Source organism: Formivibrio sp. oc-25, from assembly GCF_055810895.1.
On record NZ_JBVVOL010000004.1, the window covers coordinates 51,234 to 71,422 of the forward strand.

The following is a 20,189-nucleotide window of genomic DNA, read 5'->3' on the forward strand; positions in this document are numbered from 1 at the left end:
CCTTGTCGCTTAGCCGAGCATGCCGGCGGGAATCATGACCTGAAACACCTTGACGAACAGGTAGTAAGTCGCGGCTGAAGTGGTGACGGCCAATATGCCGAACAGCAGAAATTGACGTGGCGCACCTTTGGTCAGAATCAGCGTTTGAAGAAAAATGTAGGCAATCGATGAGAGGATGAATCCCACCATATCCATCAACCCGACATAGAGGCACATCAGCACAAATGTCAGCAGCACGGCGCTTACGCCACCAAAGGCAGTGGCCGCCGGTGCCGGATTCTCTGATCCGGATCGGGATTTGGGCGGGGCAGTACGCAACGCCACAATAAGCATGACGGCGCCAAGCACGATAAACAGCCAGGCTGCAATCGTGGGAAGAAAAGCTGCGCCAACGCCGACGGCCGCAAAATCCTTGACCCCTTGGCATGCCCAGAGCAAAACGCCGCCCAGGCCGATGACGCTACTACCAGTGATGACATCTTTACTGGCATTCATAAGAGACCCCCTGTATTTCGAAAAGGCGGGATTCCGGTGGCCGTCCAGTACTGAAACTGGACGGCGTGGCGGTTTGAACCCGGCTTATTTTTTCGAACCTGCCCGGAACAAATCCTGGAAGCCGGCAAAGTACTTGTATTGCTCTGCTGCGTAAGTACTGGCTTCGTTAGGCGCCATGTAGGTGGGAGTCACGTACAGCTTGGCCGCCTCGGCCTTGTACTCCGGGTTATCCACCACACGCTTCATGGCTGTGCTGAATTTGTTCACGATCTCGGCAGGTGTGCCCTTGGGCATGGCATAGAAAAAGAATTTGTTGAAACTGATCGGAAACCCCTGTTCCTTGGCGGTGGGAACATTGGGGAACAACGGATTGCGCTTGTCGGATAACAAGCCCAGATTGACGAAATCGCCGGAGGTAAAATAATCCTTGGTCAAACCATATTGGGTATTGATCACATGGATCTTGCGCCCCTTGAGCGCTACCGTTTTCGCAGCATTGCCACCCACATCGACCAGATTGAGCTTGGTGCCGGTCTGCTGAGCCACCGCTACGCCGATCAAGTGCGGATAACCCCCTGTCAGAATGCCAAACTCAACTTCGTCCGGATGGGATTTGGCGTAAGCCACGAATTCCTTCATGTTCTTGTAGGGAGCCTTGCTGTGCGTTGCCAGCACCGTCGTATCATCCACCAGGCCGATACCCACCATCTGGAAGGCATCAATGCCGAAATCAGCCAGGCCAGCCAGTTTGGGAATCATGGCCTCGCCATGGAAGAACAGTGCCGTATAGCCGTCGGGTGCGGCATCCAGTACCTTGCGCATGCCGATGGTGCCGCCACCGCCGCCGATATTGACGGTGACCATCGATTGTCCAAGTTCCTTCTCCAGAAATTTTCCAAACAGGCGTGCGTTGACATCGGTATCGCCGCCAGCGCCAACCGGGACGATGACCTGCACCGGTTTGGTGGGCCAACTGGCAGCAAAAGCGCCCGAGGCAAATGCCAGACTCGCGGCGATCAGGGATAGGCGAACAAGCTTTTTCATGATTCCTTCCTCCTGCAATGTTAAAAAACAAAGATTTCCAGATTTGTGGCGAATGGGACCCGACTGACGGCACGGCTTTCTTTGGACCGTTCCCGGGAAAGCGAAACCTGTGTAGTGGTTTTTGTTCTTGCTACACATCATAAGCAGCGCATCGATAATGGTCTAAGCTATAAACGGTATTGATTAATACAAGAATTGAAATGATCCTGGACCTGAATCAATTGCGCTGTTTTGTGACCGTTGCCGAGGAGTTGCACTTTGGGCGTGCGGCAGCACGTCTGTTCATGACGCAGCCGCCGCTATCGCGCCAGATACAACTGCTGGAGCACAGCCTGGGCGTGAAGTTGTTCGAACGAACCAGTCGTACGGTGAAGCTGACAACGGCCGGGCAGGTTTTTCTGGTGGATGCGACGCGTTTGCTGAATCTGGCCGAACAGGCTGCCATTTCCGCCCAGCGTGCCAGCAAGGGCGAGACCGGCCGCGTGACGATCGGCTTTACCGCCGCAGCCGGTTATGAAATCGTGCCGCGCCTGTTGGCTGCGGCCAAGCAGGCTTTGCCCGATATTGACGTGGTCTTGCGTGAGCAGATTTCCGTGGCGCAGATCGCCATGCTCGAGTCCAACACGATCGATCTGGGATTTTTGCGGCCACTGTTCTCGCGTACGCCCATCAATTTTGAGCTGATAGAACAAGAACCGCTGGTGGTGGCGATGCCCGTGAATCATGAATTGGCCCGGCGAGAGCTGATCGCCTTGTCCGATATGAACGGCCAGCCCTTCGTGATGCATTCACCCAAGGAGGGCAAATACTTTCACGATCTGATACTGAGCATGTTTGTTTCTTCGGGAGTGAAACCCGATTACATCCAGTATCTGGACCAGACACACACCATCTTGTCGCTGGTGCGTGCCGGCCTGGGGATTGGCATCCTGCCCGAGTCAGCACAGCGCTTTCATCTTGAAAACGTGGTATTCCGGCCGCTGGAAAAAAATGATGTTGTGGCTGAACTCTGTATGGCGTGGCGGCCGGATCAACGTAGCAGTCCGGCTGTTCTGAAGTTTCGGCGCTTTGCCGAGAGCTATTTCGCAGCAAAGCGCAAGGCAAAAGACGTGGATTGAATTGCCAGCCAGCGGCCGAGAGCCTGGCTGGCTTGGAAATTTATCGTCCCAGCAACGGATCAAGCTTGCCGGCGCGATCCAGCGCGGCCAGATCATCAAAGCCGCCGACATGCAGATCGTCGATAAAGATCTGCGGCACGGTGCGACGCTGGGTTTTTTCGATCATTTCGTCGCGCCGCGATGGATCGATATCCACGCGGATTTTTTCGATCTCGGTGATGCCTTTTTGTTTCAGCAGTTGTTCGGCGCGGATGCAGTATGGGCAGACTGCGGTGCTGTACATCAGGATATGGGCCATGAAAATGCTCGCGGATGATTGATGCTTGAAGCGTGATGATTGGGCTTGTACGTCAACATTGCAAGGGTCGTTGTGGCATGAATCGAATGGCGAGATCGATTTTTCCGCACGGGTAACTATTATGTAAAAGTTGTTGTCCTGATCCGGGAGTCTGCCAATGAATGTCTTTCTGCTTCCTGCGATACGTCTTGCGCAGAAACTCAATTCTTCCGCCAAATTTCTGCTGATCGGCATCGCGCTGATTGTGCCATTGCTGGGTTTGCTGGCGTTTATTGTGCAAGGACAGGTTCGTGCCTTTCAGGGGCTGCAGCGCGAGCAGGTCGGGGCCGAGTACAACCAGACCTTGCGCCTGGTGATTGAAACCCTGCAACAGCATCGCGGCATGTCGAACGGGTTGCTGAGCGGAGACACCAGTTTTGCCGAGAAGATCAAGGAAAACGAAACAGAACTGCAAAAACGCCTGGAGCGTTCGCGCGCGGTGACCGCTTCGCAGGAGTCGATCCTGCAGCTGACGGCCGAATGGCAGCGGGCAGAGCAATCCTGGGCTGCGCTTCAGTCCGAATGGCGCGGGTTGACGGCAGCAGAAAGCACGCGGCGGCACTCGGCGCTGATTGAAGAAATCATGTTTCTGGGGCAACAGGCTGCCGATCGCAGTGGACTCACGCTGGAGGCAGATACTTCCCCGTATTTCCTGCAGAGCATTCTCTATGACCATGTCATTTCGCTGACTGAGTGGCTGGGGCGTTTGCGTGGTCGCGGCACTGCCGCTGCGGCGCAGGCGACTCTGGATGAGGGGCTGCGCATGGAGCTGGGCGTGCTCAGCGCCATGGTGGGCAACGCTGAGCGCACCATCCGCAATCAGTTGCAACGCGCCTACCAGGCCGATTCGGCCCTCCAGCAGTCGTTCCAGTCCAAAGCTGACAAGGCGCTGGCCGATGTTGCTGCCGGCCAGAAAATCATTCGCGAACAGGTGCTGGGCAGCTCGGGTGTCACTATCTCCGCAGGCGACTACTTTAGCCGGCTTACCCAGGTCATCGATAGCAGCTTTACCTTGTTCGACGACATGCATGCGCAATTGCTGCAGGAGCTGGAGGCAAAGAAAGCCCGCATGCTCAAGCAGATGCTGCTGGCCTTGATTCCGACCGTGCTGCTGGTGGCAATCGGAAGTTATCTGTCGCTGGGGGTGTTGATTGTGCTGCGCCAATCCGTGGCCGAACTGCAAGCCTGTAGCCAGCGATTGGCCGAAGGCGATCTGACCCAGCGCATCCCGGTACGTACCCGTGATGAACTGGGCGATGTCGGTAGGGCCATCAATGAAATGGTGGCTGTCTGGCAGGGCGTGATCAGCCAGATTCAGCAAACCGTGCATCAGGTCTATGTCAGTGCCGAGCAATTGCAGCAGGCTACCCGGGATCTGATCGATCGCTCCGGGCAGCAGAGCCGTTCCGCTGCCAACATGGCGGCAGCCGTTGAGCAGATGTCGGTCAGCATTTCGCATGTCGCAGACCGGACGCAGGAGACGGATGGCATTGCGCATCATGCCGAGGAAAATTCGCAGCAAAGCCGTAGTGTGGTGCAAAACGCCACGCGGGAAATCCAGCAGATTGCCGCGCAGCTGGCCCAGACCACGGCCAGCGTCGAGCAGTTGGGGGAGCAATCGCAAAAGATTTCCAGCGTGGTAACGGTGATTCGTGAAATTGCGGAACAAACCAATCTGCTGGCACTCAATGCCGCAATCGAGGCTGCGCGGGCCGGAGAATCGGGGCGTGGCTTTGCCGTGGTCGCCGATGAGGTGCGTAAGCTGGCCGAGCGCACGCGCGTCTCCACGCATGAGATTGCCGCCATGGTTGAGGGTATCTCCACGGCTGCGACCAGCGCGGTACAGCACATGCATGCAAACCGGCAGCGCATGGAAACCGGACGTGCCTTGACGCAGCAGGCCGATGATTGCATGCAGATATTGCTGGAGGAGGCGCAAGTTCTGCTGGGGGCCGTCAGTGATATTGCCAATGCCTGCCAGGAGCAGCGCGCTGCCAGTCAGGATATCGCCCGCAATATCGAAATGGTGGCGCAGATGTCCGATGCCAATCTGGATACGGTTGAATCAACGGCACGAATTTCACAGGTGCTGGAGCAGGGAACCGCTTCGCTGGAGGCGGCGATTTCGCGCTTCAAGGTATGATGGGCATGCGAGGGTAAGCCTGATAGCACCCATATCAGGCTTTCCGGCTTGATTCACGTCGAGCAGGCCGCATATGCTCAGGATTACCCAACCCGCTGGAACCCATCATGAGCGTGCCTCACCTCACCACGGCCCTGTCCGGCCCTCTGCATGATCTGGAACGAAAAATCCTATGTTCACTGCCCGAAATCGAACACTGGTTCCGCAACCAGTGGCAGGAACATACCCCGCCGTTTTATGGTTCGGTTGATCTGCGCAACGCCGGTTTCAAGCTGGCTCCGGTCGATATGAACCTGTTTCCGGGCGGATTCAACAATCTGAATCCGGATTTCCATCCACTGTGCGTACAAGCGGCGATGATGGCGCTGGAAGGCTTTTGTCCGGATGCGCGGCGCCTGTTGTTGATCCCGGAAAACCATACGCGCAACCTGTTCTACCTGCAAAACGTGTCGGCGATTGCACGCATTCTGCGTCAGGCCGGCATCGTGGTGCGAATCGGTACGATCAACCCTGAAATTACGCAACCGACGCGTTTCGATCTGCCCGATGGCGGTTGCCTGACGCTGGAGCCGGTGCTGCGCGAGGGTAATCGCGTGAAGCTGGCTGATTTCGATCCTTGTGTGGTCGTGCTCAATAATGACCTTTCCGCAGGCATCCCAACTCTGCTGCAAGGCATCGACCAGACACTGCTGCCACCGCTGCAGGCTGGCTGGGCCGTGCGGCGCAAGACGCGCCATTTTGCTGCCTATGACGAAGTGGTGAATGATTTCGCCAGCTTGATCGGCATCGATCCCTGGGTGATCAATCCCTATTTCTCTGGTGTTTCCGGGCTGGATTTCCATGCGCGCGAGGGCGAACAGCAACTGGCCGATACGGTGTCGGACATGCTGGCAAAAATCCGCGTCAAGTATGCCGAACATGGCATTGATGAGCAGCCGTTCGTGATTGTGAAAGCCGATGCCGGCACCTATGGCATGGGCGTGATGAGCGTGAAATCGCCGGATGACGTGCTCGGGCTCAATCGCAAGCAACGCAACAAGATGTCGGTGGTCAAGGAAGGGCTGGAGGTGTCGGAAGTGATCGTGCAGGAAGGGGTGCCGACCTTCGAGCAGATCAATGCTGCCGTGGCCGAGCCGGTGATCTATATGATCGATCGCTTCGTGGTGGGGGGCTTCTATCGCGTGCACACCGGGCGTGGTCCGGACGAAAACCTGAATGCGCCGGGCATGCATTTCGTGCCGCTGGCGTTTGCCACGCCGTCGAATACGCCGGATTGTGATGGCCGCCCGGATTGCCAGGCCAATCGATTCTATTCCTATGGTGTGGTGGCGCGGTTGGCCTTGCTGGCCAGTTCGCTGGAGCTGGAGCAGACCGAGCATCTGGTCTCGCCGGAAGAGGCGCTGGCATGAAGTTCCTGTTCATCATCGATCCCTTGCCGCAGCTGAAGATCTACAAGGATTCGAGTTACGCCATGATGCGCGAAGCCGCTGCGCGTGGGCACGAGGTCTGGACTGCGCAGGTGCAAACCTTGCATGTCAATACGGGCAGGGTGCAGATGCAGGCAGCGCCGCTATCGTTTACCGAAACCCAATATGGTCACGACTGGTACGAAGAGGGGGATTACGCCAATGTGGTGCTGACGGATTTTTCAGCCGTGATCATGCGCAAGGACCCGCCGTTCGATCAGCAGTATCTGTACGCGACGCATCTGCTCAGTCTGGCGCAGATGCACGGGGCGAAAGTGTTCAACTCCGCACAGGCCCTGCGCGATTTCAACGAGAAATTGTCCGTGCTGCGCTTCCCGGAGTTTGCCGCGCCAACGCTGGTTACGCAGCAGGAAGATGATATTCGCGCGTTTCTGGCCGGGCATGGCGACATCATTCTCAAGCCGCTCGATGGCATGGGCGGGATGGGGATCTTCCGTTTGCGCGGCGATGATCCCAACATCGGCTCGATCATCGAAACGCTGTCGGCCAACGGAACGCGCACCATCATGGCGCAGCGTTTCATTCCGGAAATTGTCGAGGGCGACAAACGGGTGCTGATCATCGACGGCAAGCCGGTTGACTGGTGTCTGGCGCGCATCCCGAAAGCGGGCGAAACACGTGGCAATCTGGCTGCTGGCGGTACCGGCGTGGCAAGGCCACTCTCCGTGCGTGATCGGGAAATCGCGGAGGCACTCGGGCCGCAATTGCTGGCACAAGGTTTGCTGTTGGTAGGCCTGGATATCATTGGCGATTACGTGACCGAGGTGAATGTGACCAGCCCGACCTGTTTCCAGGAAATCAGCGCAGCTTCCGGCATCAATGTGGCCGGTCTGTTCATTGATGCCGTCGAGCGCCAGGCCGCCTGATGCGCAAACTGCTGGCGATCCTGCTGTTGGTGTTGTTGTCCGGCTGCTCCAAGCCCAGGCTGTACCAGCAGGAAAGCTATGTCTTTGGTACACGAGTCGTGCTGTCGATCTGGGGCGTGGACGAGCGTCTGGCGCAGCAGGCCAGCAGCGAGGCACTGGCCGAGCTCGATCGCCTGCACGCCAAGCTGCATGCCTGGCGGCCTTCTGCCGTCACCCGTCTCAATGACGCTTTCGCTCAGGGGCAGTCCGCTCCCGTGGACGAAGAGTTGCGCGGCATGCTGCTGATGGCGGCAGATTATGCGCAACGCGCCGACAATCTCTTTAATCCGGCAGTGGGGCAACTGGTGGCGCTGTGGGGTTTCCACCGCGATACCTTCGAGCCGGTGACGCCTGATCCGGCCGCGTTGCAGCAGCTGTTGCAGGCCAGGCCGTCGATGGCCGATCTGCAAATCGGCAAGGATAGTGTATCCAGTCGCAACAAGGCGGTGTCGCTGGATCTGGGCGGGTTCGCCAAGGGTTGGGCGCTTGATCGTGTGGCGGCCATATTGCGCGCACGTGGTATCCACAATGCCTTGATCAATATCGGCGGCAACGTTATGGCGCTGGGCAGCAAGGATGGCGAGGCATGGAAGGTTGGCCTGCAGCACCCGCGCAAGCCGGCGGCGATGGCGACCATTGCATTGCAGGATGGTGAAGCGATCGGTACTTCCGGCGATTACCAGCGGTTTTTTGAAAAAAATGGCAAGCGCTATGCGCACCTGATTGATCCGCGTAATGGCCAGCCGGCTGAAGTCTTGCAGGCGGCAACCGTGATTGCGCCGCCGGGCGAACATGCCGGTACGCTGTCGGACGTGACGACCAAGCCGATTTTCATCGCCGGCGAGGCGAGCACCCCGCATTTTGCCGCGCGTTTCGGGGTGAAGGATGTGTTGCTGGTCGATGCGCAGGGACGGGTGGCAGTGACGGCATCGATGTCCCGGCGTACCAGCTGGCTGGAAAAGCCCGGCAGGATTGATGTGATTCAGTAATCCGGCAGTTTCCCGCCTTGGTTATTGGCCGTTTCGGTATATCATTACTGCCAATTCAGCTTTTGCAGCGAGCGGGATATTCATGGTAGGCATTGTCATCGTTACTCATGTCATGTTGGGCGACGCCTTGTTGGCGTGTGCCCGGCATATCATGCAGCGTGATGTACCCAATCTGGCGCATCTGGCGGTCAGCAAGGCCGATGATCCGGACGAAGTGCTGGAACGTGCGCGCCAGATTTGTGCCGGCCTGGATGATGGTTCCGGCGTATTGCTGTTGACCGACATTTACGGTGGCACGCCCTCCAATGTGGCCGGTCGCCTGATTCAGCCAGGACGTATCGAAGCGGTGGCTGGCGTCAATCTGCCCATGCTGGTGCGCGCGTTGACCTATTGCCATCAGCCGCTGGAAGTCGTGGTGAGCAAAGCCATTACCGGCGGGCTCGAAGGGGTGCTTTACATGACCCCGGCCAATACAGAACAGTAAAAAACAGACAGGAATGTTGCAATGCCAGTGCAGGAAGTGGAAATCGTCAACAAATTGGGACTGCATGCGCGGGCCTCAAGCAAATTCACCCAATTGGCCACCCAGTATGAGTGTGAGGTCTGGGTATCGCGTGGTCAGCGCAGGGTAAATGCCAAATCCATTATGGGCGTGATGATGCTGGCTGCAGGCAAGGGCAGCAAGATCAGCATCGAAACTTTCGATGGTCCGGATGAGGATGATGCTTTGGCTGCACTGGCTGCGCTGGTGGCAGACAAATTTGGCGAAGGCGAGTAAAGCAGAAACTTGACCGGTGAATTTCTCCGTCAGAGGGAAGCCGGTTGGCTCCGGCAAGGAGCGAAATGAGGAGAGGAAATTGAGTATCACGCTGCAAGGGATCGGTATCGGCGGAGGGATCGCCATTGGGCATGCCCGGGTGATCACGCGGACGAATATCGAGATTGCCCACTACCGGATACCTCAGGAAGAGGTCGCTGCGGAAATCGAACGCTTTGAAAAAGCGATCCACCGCACCCGCAAGGAGCTCGAAGCACTGAGTATCGGGCTGCCCGAGAATTCTCCGGCCGAACTGGGGGCATTCCTGAACTTGCATATCATGCTGCTCAATGACCAGGCGCTCTCGCATGATCCGATTGAACTGATTCGCAGCGAGCACAGTAATGCCGAATGGGCGTTGCAACAGAAGCTGGAAGTGCTGCTGGACCAGTTCGACGAGATCGAGGATGAATACCTGCGCGAGCGACGTGCCGATGTGATTCAGGTGGTCGAACGGGTTCAGAAGACCCTGGCAGGGCAGGATGGCAACGTACACCTGCATGCCGAATGCGGCGGCGATTGCATTCTGGTGGCACATGATCTGTCGCCGGCCGATATCGTGCTGTTCAAGGATTCACGCTATCTGGCCTTCATTACCGATGTTGGCGGCCCGACATCACATACCGCGATTCTGGCGCGCAGTCTCGATTTGCCTTCCGTGCTGGCATTGCGCCATGCCCGGGAGTTGATCCAGGAAGGTGAGCTGATCATCGTCGACGGGGTCAACGGGGTCATTGTCGTTGATCCGGATGAACGTGTCCTGGCTGAATATCGTGCCCGTAGCGAGGAGTGGATCGGCAAGCAGAAGGCGCTGCTCGATATCCGCCTGAGCAAGCCGGTGACGCGTGACGGGATCGAGGTCGAGCTGTTCGGCAATATCGAGCTGCCGGATGATACCGAGGATGCACTGGAGTACGGCGCCACCGGCATTGGTCTGTTCCGCTCGGAATTCCTGTTTTTGAGCAAGGAAGAGTTACCCACCGAGGATGAACAGTTCGAGGCGTACCGCAAGGTAGTGCAGATGCTCGATGGCCGTCCGGTGGTGATTCGTACCCTTGATCTGGGCAAGGACAAGGTGGCCAAGTGGCAGCAGGAAAGCCCATCGCAGAACCCGGCCCTGGGGTTGACCGGGATTCGCCTGTGCCTGGCCGAACCGCAGCTTTTCCGCACGCAGTTGCGCGCGATCCTGCGTGCTTCCGCTTATGGCCAGATCAAGCTGCTGCTGCCGATGCTCTCGCAGCTATCAGAGGTGCGCGCCACACAGCGACATATTGCCGAAGTGAAAGCGCAATTGCGCGAGGAAGGCATTCCGTTCGATGATTTCATCGAACTGGGTGGCATGATCGAAACCCCGGCGGCGGCGGTTTCCGTGGCCAAATTTCTGACTCATCTTGATTACATCTCGATCGGCACCAACGATCTGATCCAGTACACCATGGCGATTGACCGCACCGACGATACGGTTTCGCATCTGTATGATCCGCTGCACCCGGCGGTACTGGCGCTGATCGGACATGTGATTGCTACGGCCGATCGCATGGGCAAGCCGGTGGCGATGTGCGGTGAAATGGCGGGCGATCCGCAACTGTCGCGCCTGTTGCTCGGCCTGGGTTTGCGCCGCTACTCGATGCTGCCGATCCAGTTGCTGAAGGTGAAGCAACAATTGCTCTCTGCGGACATGGGCAAGATCCGGCCGCTGGTGGAACGCATGCTGGCCGCCGAGGATAGCGAACAGATGCGAGATCTGCTGGCAGAGCTCAATAGCTGATCAAGTGATTCTATCTCTCAAAAAACGGCACCGGAGAAATCCGCGTGCCGTTTTTGTTTGCCAGTCACATGCTCAATAAAGCGATGGGCTGCCTTCCGGCCTGGTCTTGAAGCGGCGATGCAACCAGTAGTATTGCGATGGCAGCTCGCGTACGCGTTCTTCGATGAACGCATTCATGCGGGCGGTATCGGCGTGGATATCTTCGGAGGGGAAGTCGTCCCAGGCCGGATAGTAGCGCAGCACGAATCCAGTCGAAGTCATCTCGGTCACCATCGGTACGACCTTGGCGCGCGCCATCTGTGCCAGGCGCGAAAGCGCCGGCGTGGTGGCGGTCGGAATGCCAAAGAACGGCGCGAAGATGGATTCGCGTGGGCCGAGGTCCTGATCAGGCAGGTAATAGAAGCAGCGACCTTCCTTGAGCGCCCGCACGCAGGGGCGGATGCCGTCGCTGCGCTTAATCAGCAGCGGATTTTTGAAGCGACCGCGTGCACGCAGCAGTAGTTGATCGAAGGTCCCCACGCGTTGTGCCGAGTACATGCTGGCGCCGCCGTAGTCGATGGTGTGGCGGATGCCGCCGAAATCAATGCTCAGAAAGTGTGGTGCCAGCATGATCACCGGCGCTTGCGTGGCTGCCGCATCGAAATGCTCGACACCTTCGCGCTGCACCAAGCGCTCAATCCGCTTGGCCGATCCATGCAGCAGGATGCCGTAACCCAGGAGACCTGCCGTCATTTCGCGAAAATGCCGGCGCAGCACGCTACGATGCTTGTCAGCATTCCAGTCCGGGAAGCACAGCTGCAGGTTGCGTAAACCGATATTACGGCGGCGCTTCATCAGCAGAAAAAGCAACTCGCCCAGCAGGGCACCCTTGATGCGCAACAAGGGGAAAGGCAGCCAGTGCAGCAACCAGAACAGGGCGGAAAACAATCGGACTTTCACGGGTTTTCTCCTGGTTCGGGCGCGCCGGCGGGTTGCTTGTAACGGTTATAGCTCCACAGGTACTGGCCCGGGTTCTGCCGGATCAACTCTTCCATGTTCTGGTTCAGCAAGGCCGCATCATGCGCTGGATCACCGTTGAATTCCCCGGTCATAGGCCGTACCGAAAAACGATATTTCCCGCTGAATCCCAGGCGCTCGGTATGGCAGCACAGGATAATGGCATCGGTACTGACTGCTACGCGGGAAATCAGGGTCATGGTAAAGGCAAGCCGGCCGAAGAATGGCGCCCAGACGCCATCACCATTGCCCGGAGTCTGGTCGGGCAGGATAAAGGTGACACCACCCTGCTTGAGATTTCGCAACAGGATGCGTACCCCTGCCGAATTGGCCGGTGCAGGCTCGGCACCACTGCGGCTGCGCGAAGCGACCATCAGCGGTTCGAGGTATGCCTGTTTGGGGGGGCGATAGAGGGGGGCCATCTTGCGGTCCACCCAGCCCGCGACACATACGCCACTCATTTCGAGCGCACCCAGATGCGGCGTGATGAAAATGAGTGGCCGCCTGCTCGCGAGTGCGGCTTCCACATGCTCCCAGCCGTGGCGCTCGGTTACCAATGGCAAAAGATCCGGAATCGGGCGCAGCCAGTGGGCAAACATTTCCAATGCACTGACACCCTGATGGGTAATGCAGGTCGAGAGCGGGGCATTCAAACCGCTCTGCGCCAGATTGGCGGCCAGAAGGCGACGATGACGGGACGAGCAAAGCCAGACCAGCCAGCCAAGGATTGCCCCCAATGCCTGCAGTAGCGGAATCGGAAGTCGGGAGAGCAGTTTGCCTAAGCGCAACATGGCAGGGTCGGAAATTCAAACCGGATATTGTAACGCAAGCGGCAGCAAACACTGTTCTCTGTCTGTAACTGCCGGAAAAACACGTTATAATAATCTCTTGCCAAGGGGCGCTGCGACGGGATTCCCCGCCAGGCTTGGCTTCAAACAACGGCGCTCACGTCTCGGCTTCTTTTTAAGCATTATTGTGAAAAGTGGGACGTGATGCGTGTCATGAATTTCCGGACGCATATCCAGTCCAACTTCTGCTTAAGCTGGCAGTGGCACGCTGTGCCAGATCTCGCACATCTTGTGATGGGCGGGAGTTTGAACAAGGAACAAAGGCAATGAAAGATTTTCTGTTTACGTCTGAATCGGTTTCCGAAGGCCATCCGGACAAAGTGGCAGACCAGATTTCCGATGCGATTCTGGATGCCATTCTCAGTCAGGACAAGCATGCGCGCGTGGCCGCAGAAACGCTGGTCAATACCGGTCTGGTTGTACTGGCAGGCGAGATTACCACCACGGCAAATGTTGATTACATCCAGATCGCACGCGATGCGATCAAGCGCATTGGCTACGATAGCTCCGATATCGGTTTTGATTACAAAACCTGCGCCGTGCTGGTGGCCTACGACAAGCAATCCCCCGATATTGCCCAAGGTGTGACCGAAGGCCAGGGGCTGGATCTCGAGCAGGGTGCCGGTGACCAGGGCTTGATGTTTGGCTATGCCTGTGATGAAACGCCACAGCTGATGCCGGCACCGATCTATTACGCCCACCGTCTGGTACAGCGTCAATCTGAGCTGCGCAAGGATGGGCGCCTGCCATGGCTGCGCCCGGACGCCAAATCGCAAGTTACGCTACGGTACGATGCCGAGACCGGCAAGGTGCTGGAAGTCGATACCGTGGTGCTTTCCACTCAGCACCATCCGGACATCAGCCATGCGCAACTGTCCGAGCTGGTGATCGAGGAGATCATCAAGCCGGTCATGCCCAGAGAATGGATGAAGAACCCGAAATACCTGGTCAACCCGACCGGTCGTTTCGTGATCGGCGGCCCGATGGGCGATTGCGGCCTGACCGGGCGCAAGATCATCGTTGATACCTACGGTGGCGCGGCCCCGCATGGCGGTGGAGCCTTCTCCGGCAAGGATCCATCCAAGGTCGACCGCTCGGCTGCCTATGCTGGCCGCTACGTGGCCAAGAACATCGTCGCCGCCGGTATCGCCAAGCAATGCGAGGTGCAGGTGGCCTACGCAATTGGTGTGGCCAAGCCGGTGTCGATCATGGTCGATACCTGGGGCACCAGCAAATTCAGTAACGAAGAGATTGTCGAACTGATCAAGCGCAACTTTGACCTGCGCCCGAAGGGCATCATCCAGGAACTCGACCTGCTGCGCCCGATCTATACGCGCACCGCAGCATATGGCCACTTCGGCCGTGAAGAGCCGGATTTCAGCTGGGAACGTACTGACAAGGTCGAGCAACTGCGGGCAGATGCTGGATTGTAATTGTCTGTTGGCAAGTCAATAAAGGGAGCTGCGTGCTCCCTTTTTGTTTCGGATGATGGTTACTGAAGCATGAAGGTTTCGTATTCCAGCTTTTCCAGTTTTTCGCTGAGCAGGATCAAGCCGGCACAGACCACGATCAGTAGTGACAAGGCAAAACCATAACCGTACCAATTCGGTCCCATCGCAATGGATGCCCAGGTCAGCACGCCGTTGCCGAGTACAAATAGACCTGTCAAAAGCAGAACCAAGGGACGTTTGTCCAGATAGAAAAAGATATTCAGAATGGCCAGGAACAGTACCTGCAGGCTGGCCGCGATCAGATCGATATACAGCAGCTGTTGATACAGCGGAGAAATTCCCAGCCATTGCAGGAGTTGTTTGCCCAGAACGAATACGATAAGGATGGTAATGCCCTGGATCTTCATGATTTCACCCAGACCTTGCCGGATTGCAAAAACCATCTCGTTGCGGTGGCTTTCAATCAGATCGAGCGATCCGCCTTCGCGTACCGCGTTGTAGAAGCGTTCATAGTATTCGACAAAGTCTGTCTCGATTCGTACCAAAAAAACGGCCATGCCAGGGATGATTGAAAGATAAGCAAGAAAAATGGGTAGGTCGTAGATGGGTGATGCGCGTAACGGGCCGATGACCTGCTGGCTGGTTTCTGGTGCATACCAGAACATCAGTTTGTCCAGCCAGATGGCAAGGTTGTAGAAAAGACCGGTCCAGATCAGAGTTGCATACATGCGGCCGCGCTGCAGGAAATCGAAGGCAACCAGGCAACGGATCGGATAATGGCGCAAGATCAGATACCACAGGCCGCATAGCATCAGGAAATGACCCAGTACAAATCCTGACAGCAGGCCGGTCAGGCCCCACGGGCGCCAAAGTAGTGCGGTGCAAACCGTAGTGCCGTAACCCAGCGCAAAGATCCATACAATCGTGGTGTATTGCTTGAGTCCTGAAAGAAAAATGGTTGAGATCCAGATCAGGCAGAGCAGTACGAAGCCAACCAGCATCAACAGCTGATAACCCAAAGTACGATCTGCAAACAGGCTCAGGCAGATCAGGCTTCCCAGCACGCCTGCTATCAGCGTTGTGATCAGCTGTGCTCCCATGAAGTTGGGAACGATGCTGTCATCCCTACCTTCGAAAAGCCGGTCAGCAACATAGCGTGTAAATGAGAGCTGCAATGGCCCGGTCAGGATCAGACTGAATGCCAGCAGATAGGTCACGGAAACTTGGAACTGTTGAACCGCCGCTTGGGGTATGACCACCGCCAGACTGAAAAGCCCGATCAGTTGTACGCCGATAATTGACAGAATCCATGGGCCAGAGCTAATGACGCCTGCATAAACATAGGCCTGCAGCAGACCCAGATAGCTTTCTTTGCGCAGCAATTTGCGCAGCTCGAATCCGATGCCAGCCATCAGTTGGTTTCCTGTTTTTCGGAGGAGTGTTCCATGGCGTGTCGATATAGTTTGCGGTAGGCGTCAAACATGTGGGGGTGGGTGTAATAGCGCTCCACCCTTGCGATTCCGGCAGCCTGGGCCTTTTGCCATGCCTGTTCGCTGCCGAGCAGTTCAATGGTTGCCGCAGCTAGCGCCTGGGGATCGGCAACGCCCACCACACGACCGGCTGCACCGAGTGCCCGGTCTTCATCGTTCAGCCCGAAAATCAATTGATGGCATGAGCCGACATCAGTGCTGACAGCTGGCACCCCGGCAGCAAAGCCCTCCAGCAGCACCAGCGGTAACGCTTCGGAGATCGAACTCAATACAACGAGTCCGATCTGTGGCATCAGCGCGTCGATTTTCTGGAAGCCAAGAAATTTCACATGATCGGACAGACCCAGGCTCACGGCCAGATTGCGGCATTCTTCAGCGTATTCGGGTGCTTCGTCTTCAGGTCCAGCGATCCATGCTTGTGCATCGGGCATCTGGTTGACAACAGTACGCATCGCCCGGATAAAAGTTTTGATATCCTTGATCGGTACCACGCGTCCAATCAGACAGATAACTTTGGGTGGTGTTGACGGACGTTGCTCGCGCAAGGCTGCGAAGCGTGGCAGGTCGATACCATTCGGGATATTGCAGGTTCTTTCTGCTGGCGCTCCATCGCGGATCTGGCGCTGGCGGTTGGCTTCGTATAAGGCCACGATATGATCGGATGCCTGATAACAGGCATGTCCGAGCATTTCAAAAAAACGTATCCATAGCTGCCGAAAATAGCTGATCTGCGTGGATTCCCGCTGGAAAATGTTGCGGTTGTCCTTGATCCATTCGCTCTGGAATAAGTCGATCTTGCGTTCTTTGGTGTAGATGCCATGCTCGGATAGCAGCAGCGGCCTGCCGGTACGTCTTTTGAGCAAGGCGCCTAGCAGGCCCGCATAACCGGTAGAAACGGTGTGATACATGCGTGCAGCAGGCGCATTGGTGGCGATATCGTTCAATAGCCAGATCGGAGCGTGCATGGCTCGGATCGTCCAGAAATAGTCGACGAATGACGGGTCGGTAGAGCGGCTTCGATACTGTCCGCAGATGTGTTTCCAAGCGCTTTCGCTGTGCAGGAATACCTCGCGTGTCAGTTTGCCTCCTACCAGATGATCCAGCATGGGTTGATATCCATTCGGATTGGCTGGATCGGATATATCGCTCTGGAAGAAGCGATGTGCCGATTTGACCGCGTCCATCACTTCCGGATCGGCATCGCATGCGCGTACCTGTGCCGCCTGTTGCGCATCGTGCAAGTAATGTTCTTCGAAATGCACGAGGTTTTCCGGGAGCGCATATTTCATCTCGCCATAATCCTGGCGACGGCTGCCAAGAAAAATTACACCAAATTGCAACTCGGGAAATCCCCGGATGATCTGGTTTACCCAACTGGATACGCCGCCGCTGACATAGGGAAAGGTGCCCTCAAGCAGAAGGAGAATATCGATGGCAGGCGTATCAGTCTTCATGTTTTGTCCAGAAACGGATGACAGGGTGCATCACGTCGCCAACGGCAAGTGAGTCCATGGATTTGAGCAGGTCTTTGACTTCGTCAAAGTGACGTTGTCGGAAAGCATGCTCCGCGAGATAGGGAGTCAGTCGGGTCGCAGGAAAACCCAAACGCTGACCTTGCAGGAGATCTTCGTGTGCCCCATCCCAGTCGGCCTTCGCGCTGCGGATCTTGCCTCGTAGCACCCAGATTCCCGCATCCTGTGGTGCGGTTGCCAGTGTTTCGTCAGCATAGCGCTGGGCTTCCTGCAGGGCGTAAAGGCGTACGTCTCCGGTGACCAGGTTCTGGTAGACCAACTCCCAATACAGGAAGGCCAGCCTGCGAGCAATTTCCGTTTTTTCGTCCGTCGCTGCACGGTATTCATTCAGTGCCAGATTAATCTGTTCGTTGATGTTTTTCTCTTCGTTATCGAGCATGCCATAGGCCAGTAATCGCAGATCTTCTTCTGGGTCGTCGAGCAATGAACGCAGGATCGAACTGGACAAGCGCTGCGGCATGGCCTTGATCGCAAGCAGAGCCTCCAGCCGGCTTTCCGAGGGGGCCTGTCGATCTGCCAAGCGCGCCCTGACTCCGCCGGCGCCGAAACGCACCTGCAGATGATCGCCTTGCAGAGCAAATTCCGGGGGGACAATGGCACGGAACTCGCCTTGCTCGGCCTCGGCAGGCCAACGCTGGATCGTATGCAGAATCAGCCACAATGCCACACTGCCCGCAACCGGCAAAAAAAATGCCATAGCGAATAAAAGCCCCATCACTGCACGGTGAGGTTCGCGGCAGTTATCCGGCAACATTTTGTGCATGAGTACTGTGCAGAAAAGACAAAGCAGTGTGTGCAGCCCCAGGAGAACCGAAAATGTGATCGTTGCAGGGTGCTGCAATCCAAGGAACAGCAAGGCAGATTCAAGGACGAGCAGGCTGGCTGCCAGCAGGATAACTTTAATCACGGTTGCGCCTCAGTACGTCTTGAAGCAGCAATAGCCCAGCAGGTTGCGCAATATCCACTTGGAACAGTTCGATGCCTGCGCGTTCCAGATCGAGTCCAAGATGACTCTGTAGCAGGTTTTCGATCCGCGACAGGTAGCCCTCCACTGCACTCAGCGGACTGAGTGGCATGAGTGTGACCATCACCCGTTTACTGTCCAGTTGAAGATGCCAGACCATATCCTGACTGCGTTGCTGTTTTCGGACCAGCTCATAGGCTTTCTGCTGATGTGTGCCGGAACGGAATACCAGCACGACAATGGCGCTGGTGATGCCGGTTTCTCGCTGTACCCGCTGCAGTTTGAAGGCTTCGTAGGCAAAGTCGGGTGGGCAATCCGGCATGATTTCCAGAATGGGTTCGGCCACTTCCTGGATGACGATACGCTCGACATAATAGATGCCAAGTGCGGCCAGCATCTGCAGTGCATCTTCCGTGAAAGCAAAAAACGGCATTTGACGCACTGCCAGCACGCCGCGAATCTGCCCTGTACTGGTAACTAATGGCAATGCCAGCAAGAGATGGCTGTCCCCACTTTCCGTATCCAAACTCTGTACATGGCACAGCAATTTGCGTTTGATTGCATAGACTATCAAGGGGTCTTCCAGCGGGTAGTTATCGCTGCTTCCAATAATTGCGACTGGTGCCGGTTGCAGACTCCCTCCCACATGTTCAAAGATGGCGGCCTGCTCGAACTGGCAGATTTGTGACAGAAAAGTCAGAAACTGTTGCGCGACAGGAAGTGGCGTATTGTCCTTGCGTTCCTTCAGCAATGCTGTGAGTTGGGCCAGTGCATCGCGCAAGGTCACGGGGCGGCTGATCAAATTTGTTTCCAGCCGTTCATGGGAAAGTCGCAGTAGATGATGACGTCTTGCCAGCTGCTCGATGCGCTCTTCCAGATAGTGATTGAGCTCGTTCACACGCCGGATGCGAGTGCGCCACTGGCTGCCATATTCCCCTGCAATCATGGTCAGGATGAATCCACCAAGAAAGTAGGTATAGGGAAAACTGCCCTCGCTACCCAGCAGTGGCCAGGCAGGCAGTAATACACCAGCAGAGGCCAAGCCGGTGAATGTGCCATAGCGTAGTGCAATCAATAATGGTGCCAGCCATGGCCAATGGAAGCCATGTCCCAGAAAATAAGGGTTTTCTGGCTGGAAAAGCGCTGCCAAAGTCAGTGCCAGTGTCGGTATCAGCATTGCCTCGATCCATTGCCAATATGTGCTGCCGGGATCAACTGGCGTGGCGAATACCCACTGCAATAATTTATCGGCCTTGTTCACTGTCATTTTTCAGCCAGGGGCACGCGGATGGTCAGATCGCGCATCAGTTTCTGGGCTACTGCAGAGACCGCTTCGCGGCTGTAGCCGGCCTTGCCTCCAACGGCACTCCAGATGATCTGGTCACGTGCCAGATCCCATACCAGCAGGCTCATGCCTACAGCTGGCTCTCCATCGACCCCGACCTTGTAGCGCCATTCATCGATACTGCCTGTGATGGCGTAGTTAAATCCCTGCTCGCGTGCCCAGCGTTTGGCCTCTTCCTGAGTGGCCTGTTCGTTGCCGGCCAGCAGGCTGTCACGATTGAGGCTGGCTGGATAAATTGCCAGATTGCCGATCCCGCGCTGATGCAGCAGCGGAACCAGGATCGTTTCCGCACGCAAGCCGGCTTGTGGTGTTTCCGTATGGTTAAGTACCGGGAGCAAGGCCCAGCGTGCCGTCGGTGATAACTTTTCGCTGCTGGATTCGGAAATATCGACAACAGCGCAGGCGCTCAGCGCGGCACATAGTACGAACACACATATACGTTGCAGCAGTTGGGTCATGA

At 56.6% G+C, this 20,189-nt stretch carries 19 protein-coding genes and 1 riboswitch; of the genes, 9 read left to right on the forward strand and 10 right to left on the reverse strand.

Translation table 11 applies throughout. The features are described 5' to 3' along the window. Positions 1-9: 9 nt before the first annotated feature. Both AC0KVQ_RS03815 and AC0KVQ_RS03820 read right to left on the reverse strand, forming a co-directional pair. On the reverse strand, positions 10-495 hold the full coding sequence (locus AC0KVQ_RS03815) for a tripartite tricarboxylate transporter TctB family protein (RefSeq protein ID WP_473419795.1): 486 nt from the start codon (positions 493-495) through the stop codon (positions 10-12). Between the two features lie 84 nt (positions 496-579). Further along, a complete protein-coding gene (locus AC0KVQ_RS03820; protein WP_473419797.1) occupies positions 580-1,539 on the reverse strand; it encodes a tripartite tricarboxylate transporter substrate binding protein in 960 nt (319 codons plus the stop codon). A gap of 200 nt (positions 1,540-1,739) precedes the next feature. Between AC0KVQ_RS03820 and AC0KVQ_RS03825 the strand changes: the two genes are divergently transcribed. Beyond that, positions 1,740-2,657, forward strand: coding sequence for a LysR family transcriptional regulator (locus AC0KVQ_RS03825; protein ID WP_473419798.1), 918 nt, complete (start codon positions 1,740-1,742; stop codon positions 2,655-2,657). A 40-nt stretch (positions 2,658-2,697) separates the two neighbouring features. Here AC0KVQ_RS03825 and grxC read toward each other — a convergent pair whose 3' ends face one another. Continuing rightward, complete coding sequence (grxC, locus tag AC0KVQ_RS03830; protein ID WP_473419799.1) at positions 2,698-2,955, reverse strand: glutaredoxin 3; 258 nt, start codon at positions 2,953-2,955, stop codon at positions 2,698-2,700. A gap of 157 nt (positions 2,956-3,112) precedes the next feature. Between grxC and AC0KVQ_RS03835 the strand changes: the two genes are divergently transcribed. From AC0KVQ_RS03835 to ptsP, 7 genes are all read left to right on the forward strand, one after another. Beyond that, entirely contained in the window at positions 3,113-5,137 is a 2,025-nt protein-coding gene (locus AC0KVQ_RS03835; RefSeq protein ID WP_473419800.1) for a methyl-accepting chemotaxis protein, read from the forward strand. A gap of 107 nt (positions 5,138-5,244) precedes the next feature. Beyond that, positions 5,245-6,546, forward strand: a complete 1,302-nt coding sequence (gene gshA, locus AC0KVQ_RS03840) for a glutamate--cysteine ligase (protein ID WP_473419801.1) — start codon at positions 5,245-5,247, stop codon at positions 6,544-6,546. Beyond that, a complete protein-coding gene (gshB, locus tag AC0KVQ_RS03845) occupies positions 6,543-7,490 on the forward strand; it encodes a glutathione synthase (protein ID WP_473419802.1) in 948 nt (315 codons plus the stop codon). The genes gshA and gshB overlap by 4 nt, the downstream gene beginning before the upstream one ends. Then, the gene (locus tag AC0KVQ_RS03850) at positions 7,490-8,518 is read left to right on the forward strand and encodes an FAD:protein FMN transferase (protein WP_473419803.1); all 1,029 of its coding nucleotides are present in this window, start codon (positions 7,490-7,492) and stop codon (positions 8,516-8,518) included. The genes gshB and AC0KVQ_RS03850 overlap by 1 nt, the downstream gene beginning before the upstream one ends. An 82-nt stretch (positions 8,519-8,600) precedes the next feature. Continuing rightward, positions 8,601-9,002, forward strand: coding sequence for a PTS sugar transporter subunit IIA (locus tag AC0KVQ_RS03855; protein ID WP_473419804.1), 402 nt, complete (start codon positions 8,601-8,603; stop codon positions 9,000-9,002). Positions 9,003-9,023: 21 nt separating this feature from the next. After that, positions 9,024-9,296, forward strand: a complete 273-nt coding sequence (locus AC0KVQ_RS03860; RefSeq protein ID WP_473419805.1) for an HPr family phosphocarrier protein — start codon at positions 9,024-9,026, stop codon at positions 9,294-9,296. 79 nt (positions 9,297-9,375) lie between these two features. Beyond that, complete coding sequence (ptsP, locus tag AC0KVQ_RS03865; RefSeq protein ID WP_473419806.1) at positions 9,376-11,103, forward strand: phosphoenolpyruvate--protein phosphotransferase; 1,728 nt, start codon at positions 9,376-9,378, stop codon at positions 11,101-11,103. A 72-nt stretch (positions 11,104-11,175) separates the two neighbouring features. On the opposite strand, the gene AC0KVQ_RS03870 is transcribed toward ptsP, so the two are convergent. Together AC0KVQ_RS03870 and AC0KVQ_RS03875 are read right to left on the reverse strand one after the other, a co-directional pair. Beyond that, positions 11,176-12,042: an LpxL/LpxP family acyltransferase gene (locus AC0KVQ_RS03870; RefSeq protein WP_473419807.1), complete on the reverse strand. Its 867-nt coding sequence runs from the start codon at positions 12,040-12,042 to the stop codon at positions 11,176-11,178. Further along, complete coding sequence (locus AC0KVQ_RS03875) at positions 12,039-12,890, reverse strand: lysophospholipid acyltransferase family protein (protein WP_473419808.1); 852 nt, start codon at positions 12,888-12,890, stop codon at positions 12,039-12,041. Before AC0KVQ_RS03875 ends, AC0KVQ_RS03870 begins: the two co-directional genes overlap by 4 nt. Positions 12,891-12,986: 96 nt before the next feature. After that, positions 12,987-13,053, forward strand: a riboswitch (S-adenosyl-L-homocysteine riboswitch). 160 nt (positions 13,054-13,213) lie between these two features. Here AC0KVQ_RS03875 and metK point away from each other — a divergent pair. After that, complete coding sequence (metK, locus tag AC0KVQ_RS03880) at positions 13,214-14,380, forward strand: methionine adenosyltransferase (protein WP_473419809.1); 1,167 nt, start codon at positions 13,214-13,216, stop codon at positions 14,378-14,380. A 59-nt stretch (positions 14,381-14,439) separates the two neighbouring features. Here the strand turns inward: metK and pelG are convergent, their stop codons facing one another. From pelG to AC0KVQ_RS03905, 5 genes are all read right to left on the reverse strand, one after another. Beyond that, on the reverse strand, positions 14,440-15,810 hold the full coding sequence (pelG, locus tag AC0KVQ_RS03885) for an exopolysaccharide Pel transporter PelG (protein WP_473419810.1): 1,371 nt from the start codon (positions 15,808-15,810) through the stop codon (positions 14,440-14,442). Next, on the reverse strand, positions 15,810-17,342 hold the full coding sequence (pelF, locus tag AC0KVQ_RS03890; protein ID WP_473419811.1) for a GT4 family glycosyltransferase PelF: 1,533 nt from the start codon (positions 17,340-17,342) through the stop codon (positions 15,810-15,812). The genes pelG and pelF overlap by 1 nt, the downstream gene beginning before the upstream one ends. Beyond that, positions 17,332-18,183 (reverse strand): hypothetical protein, encoded by an 852-nt coding sequence (locus tag AC0KVQ_RS03895; RefSeq protein ID WP_473419812.1) that lies wholly within the window; start codon positions 18,181-18,183, stop codon positions 17,332-17,334. Before AC0KVQ_RS03895 ends, pelF begins: the two co-directional genes overlap by 11 nt. A 136-nt stretch (positions 18,184-18,319) precedes the next feature. Next, complete coding sequence (locus tag AC0KVQ_RS03900) at positions 18,320-19,651, reverse strand: PelD GGDEF domain-containing protein (RefSeq protein WP_473419813.1); 1,332 nt, start codon at positions 19,649-19,651, stop codon at positions 18,320-18,322. Beyond that, on the reverse strand, positions 19,648-20,187 hold the full coding sequence (locus tag AC0KVQ_RS03905) for a hypothetical protein (RefSeq protein WP_473419814.1): 540 nt from the start codon (positions 20,185-20,187) through the stop codon (positions 19,648-19,650). The genes AC0KVQ_RS03900 and AC0KVQ_RS03905 overlap by 4 nt, the downstream gene beginning before the upstream one ends. Positions 20,188-20,189 lie beyond the last annotated feature (2 nt).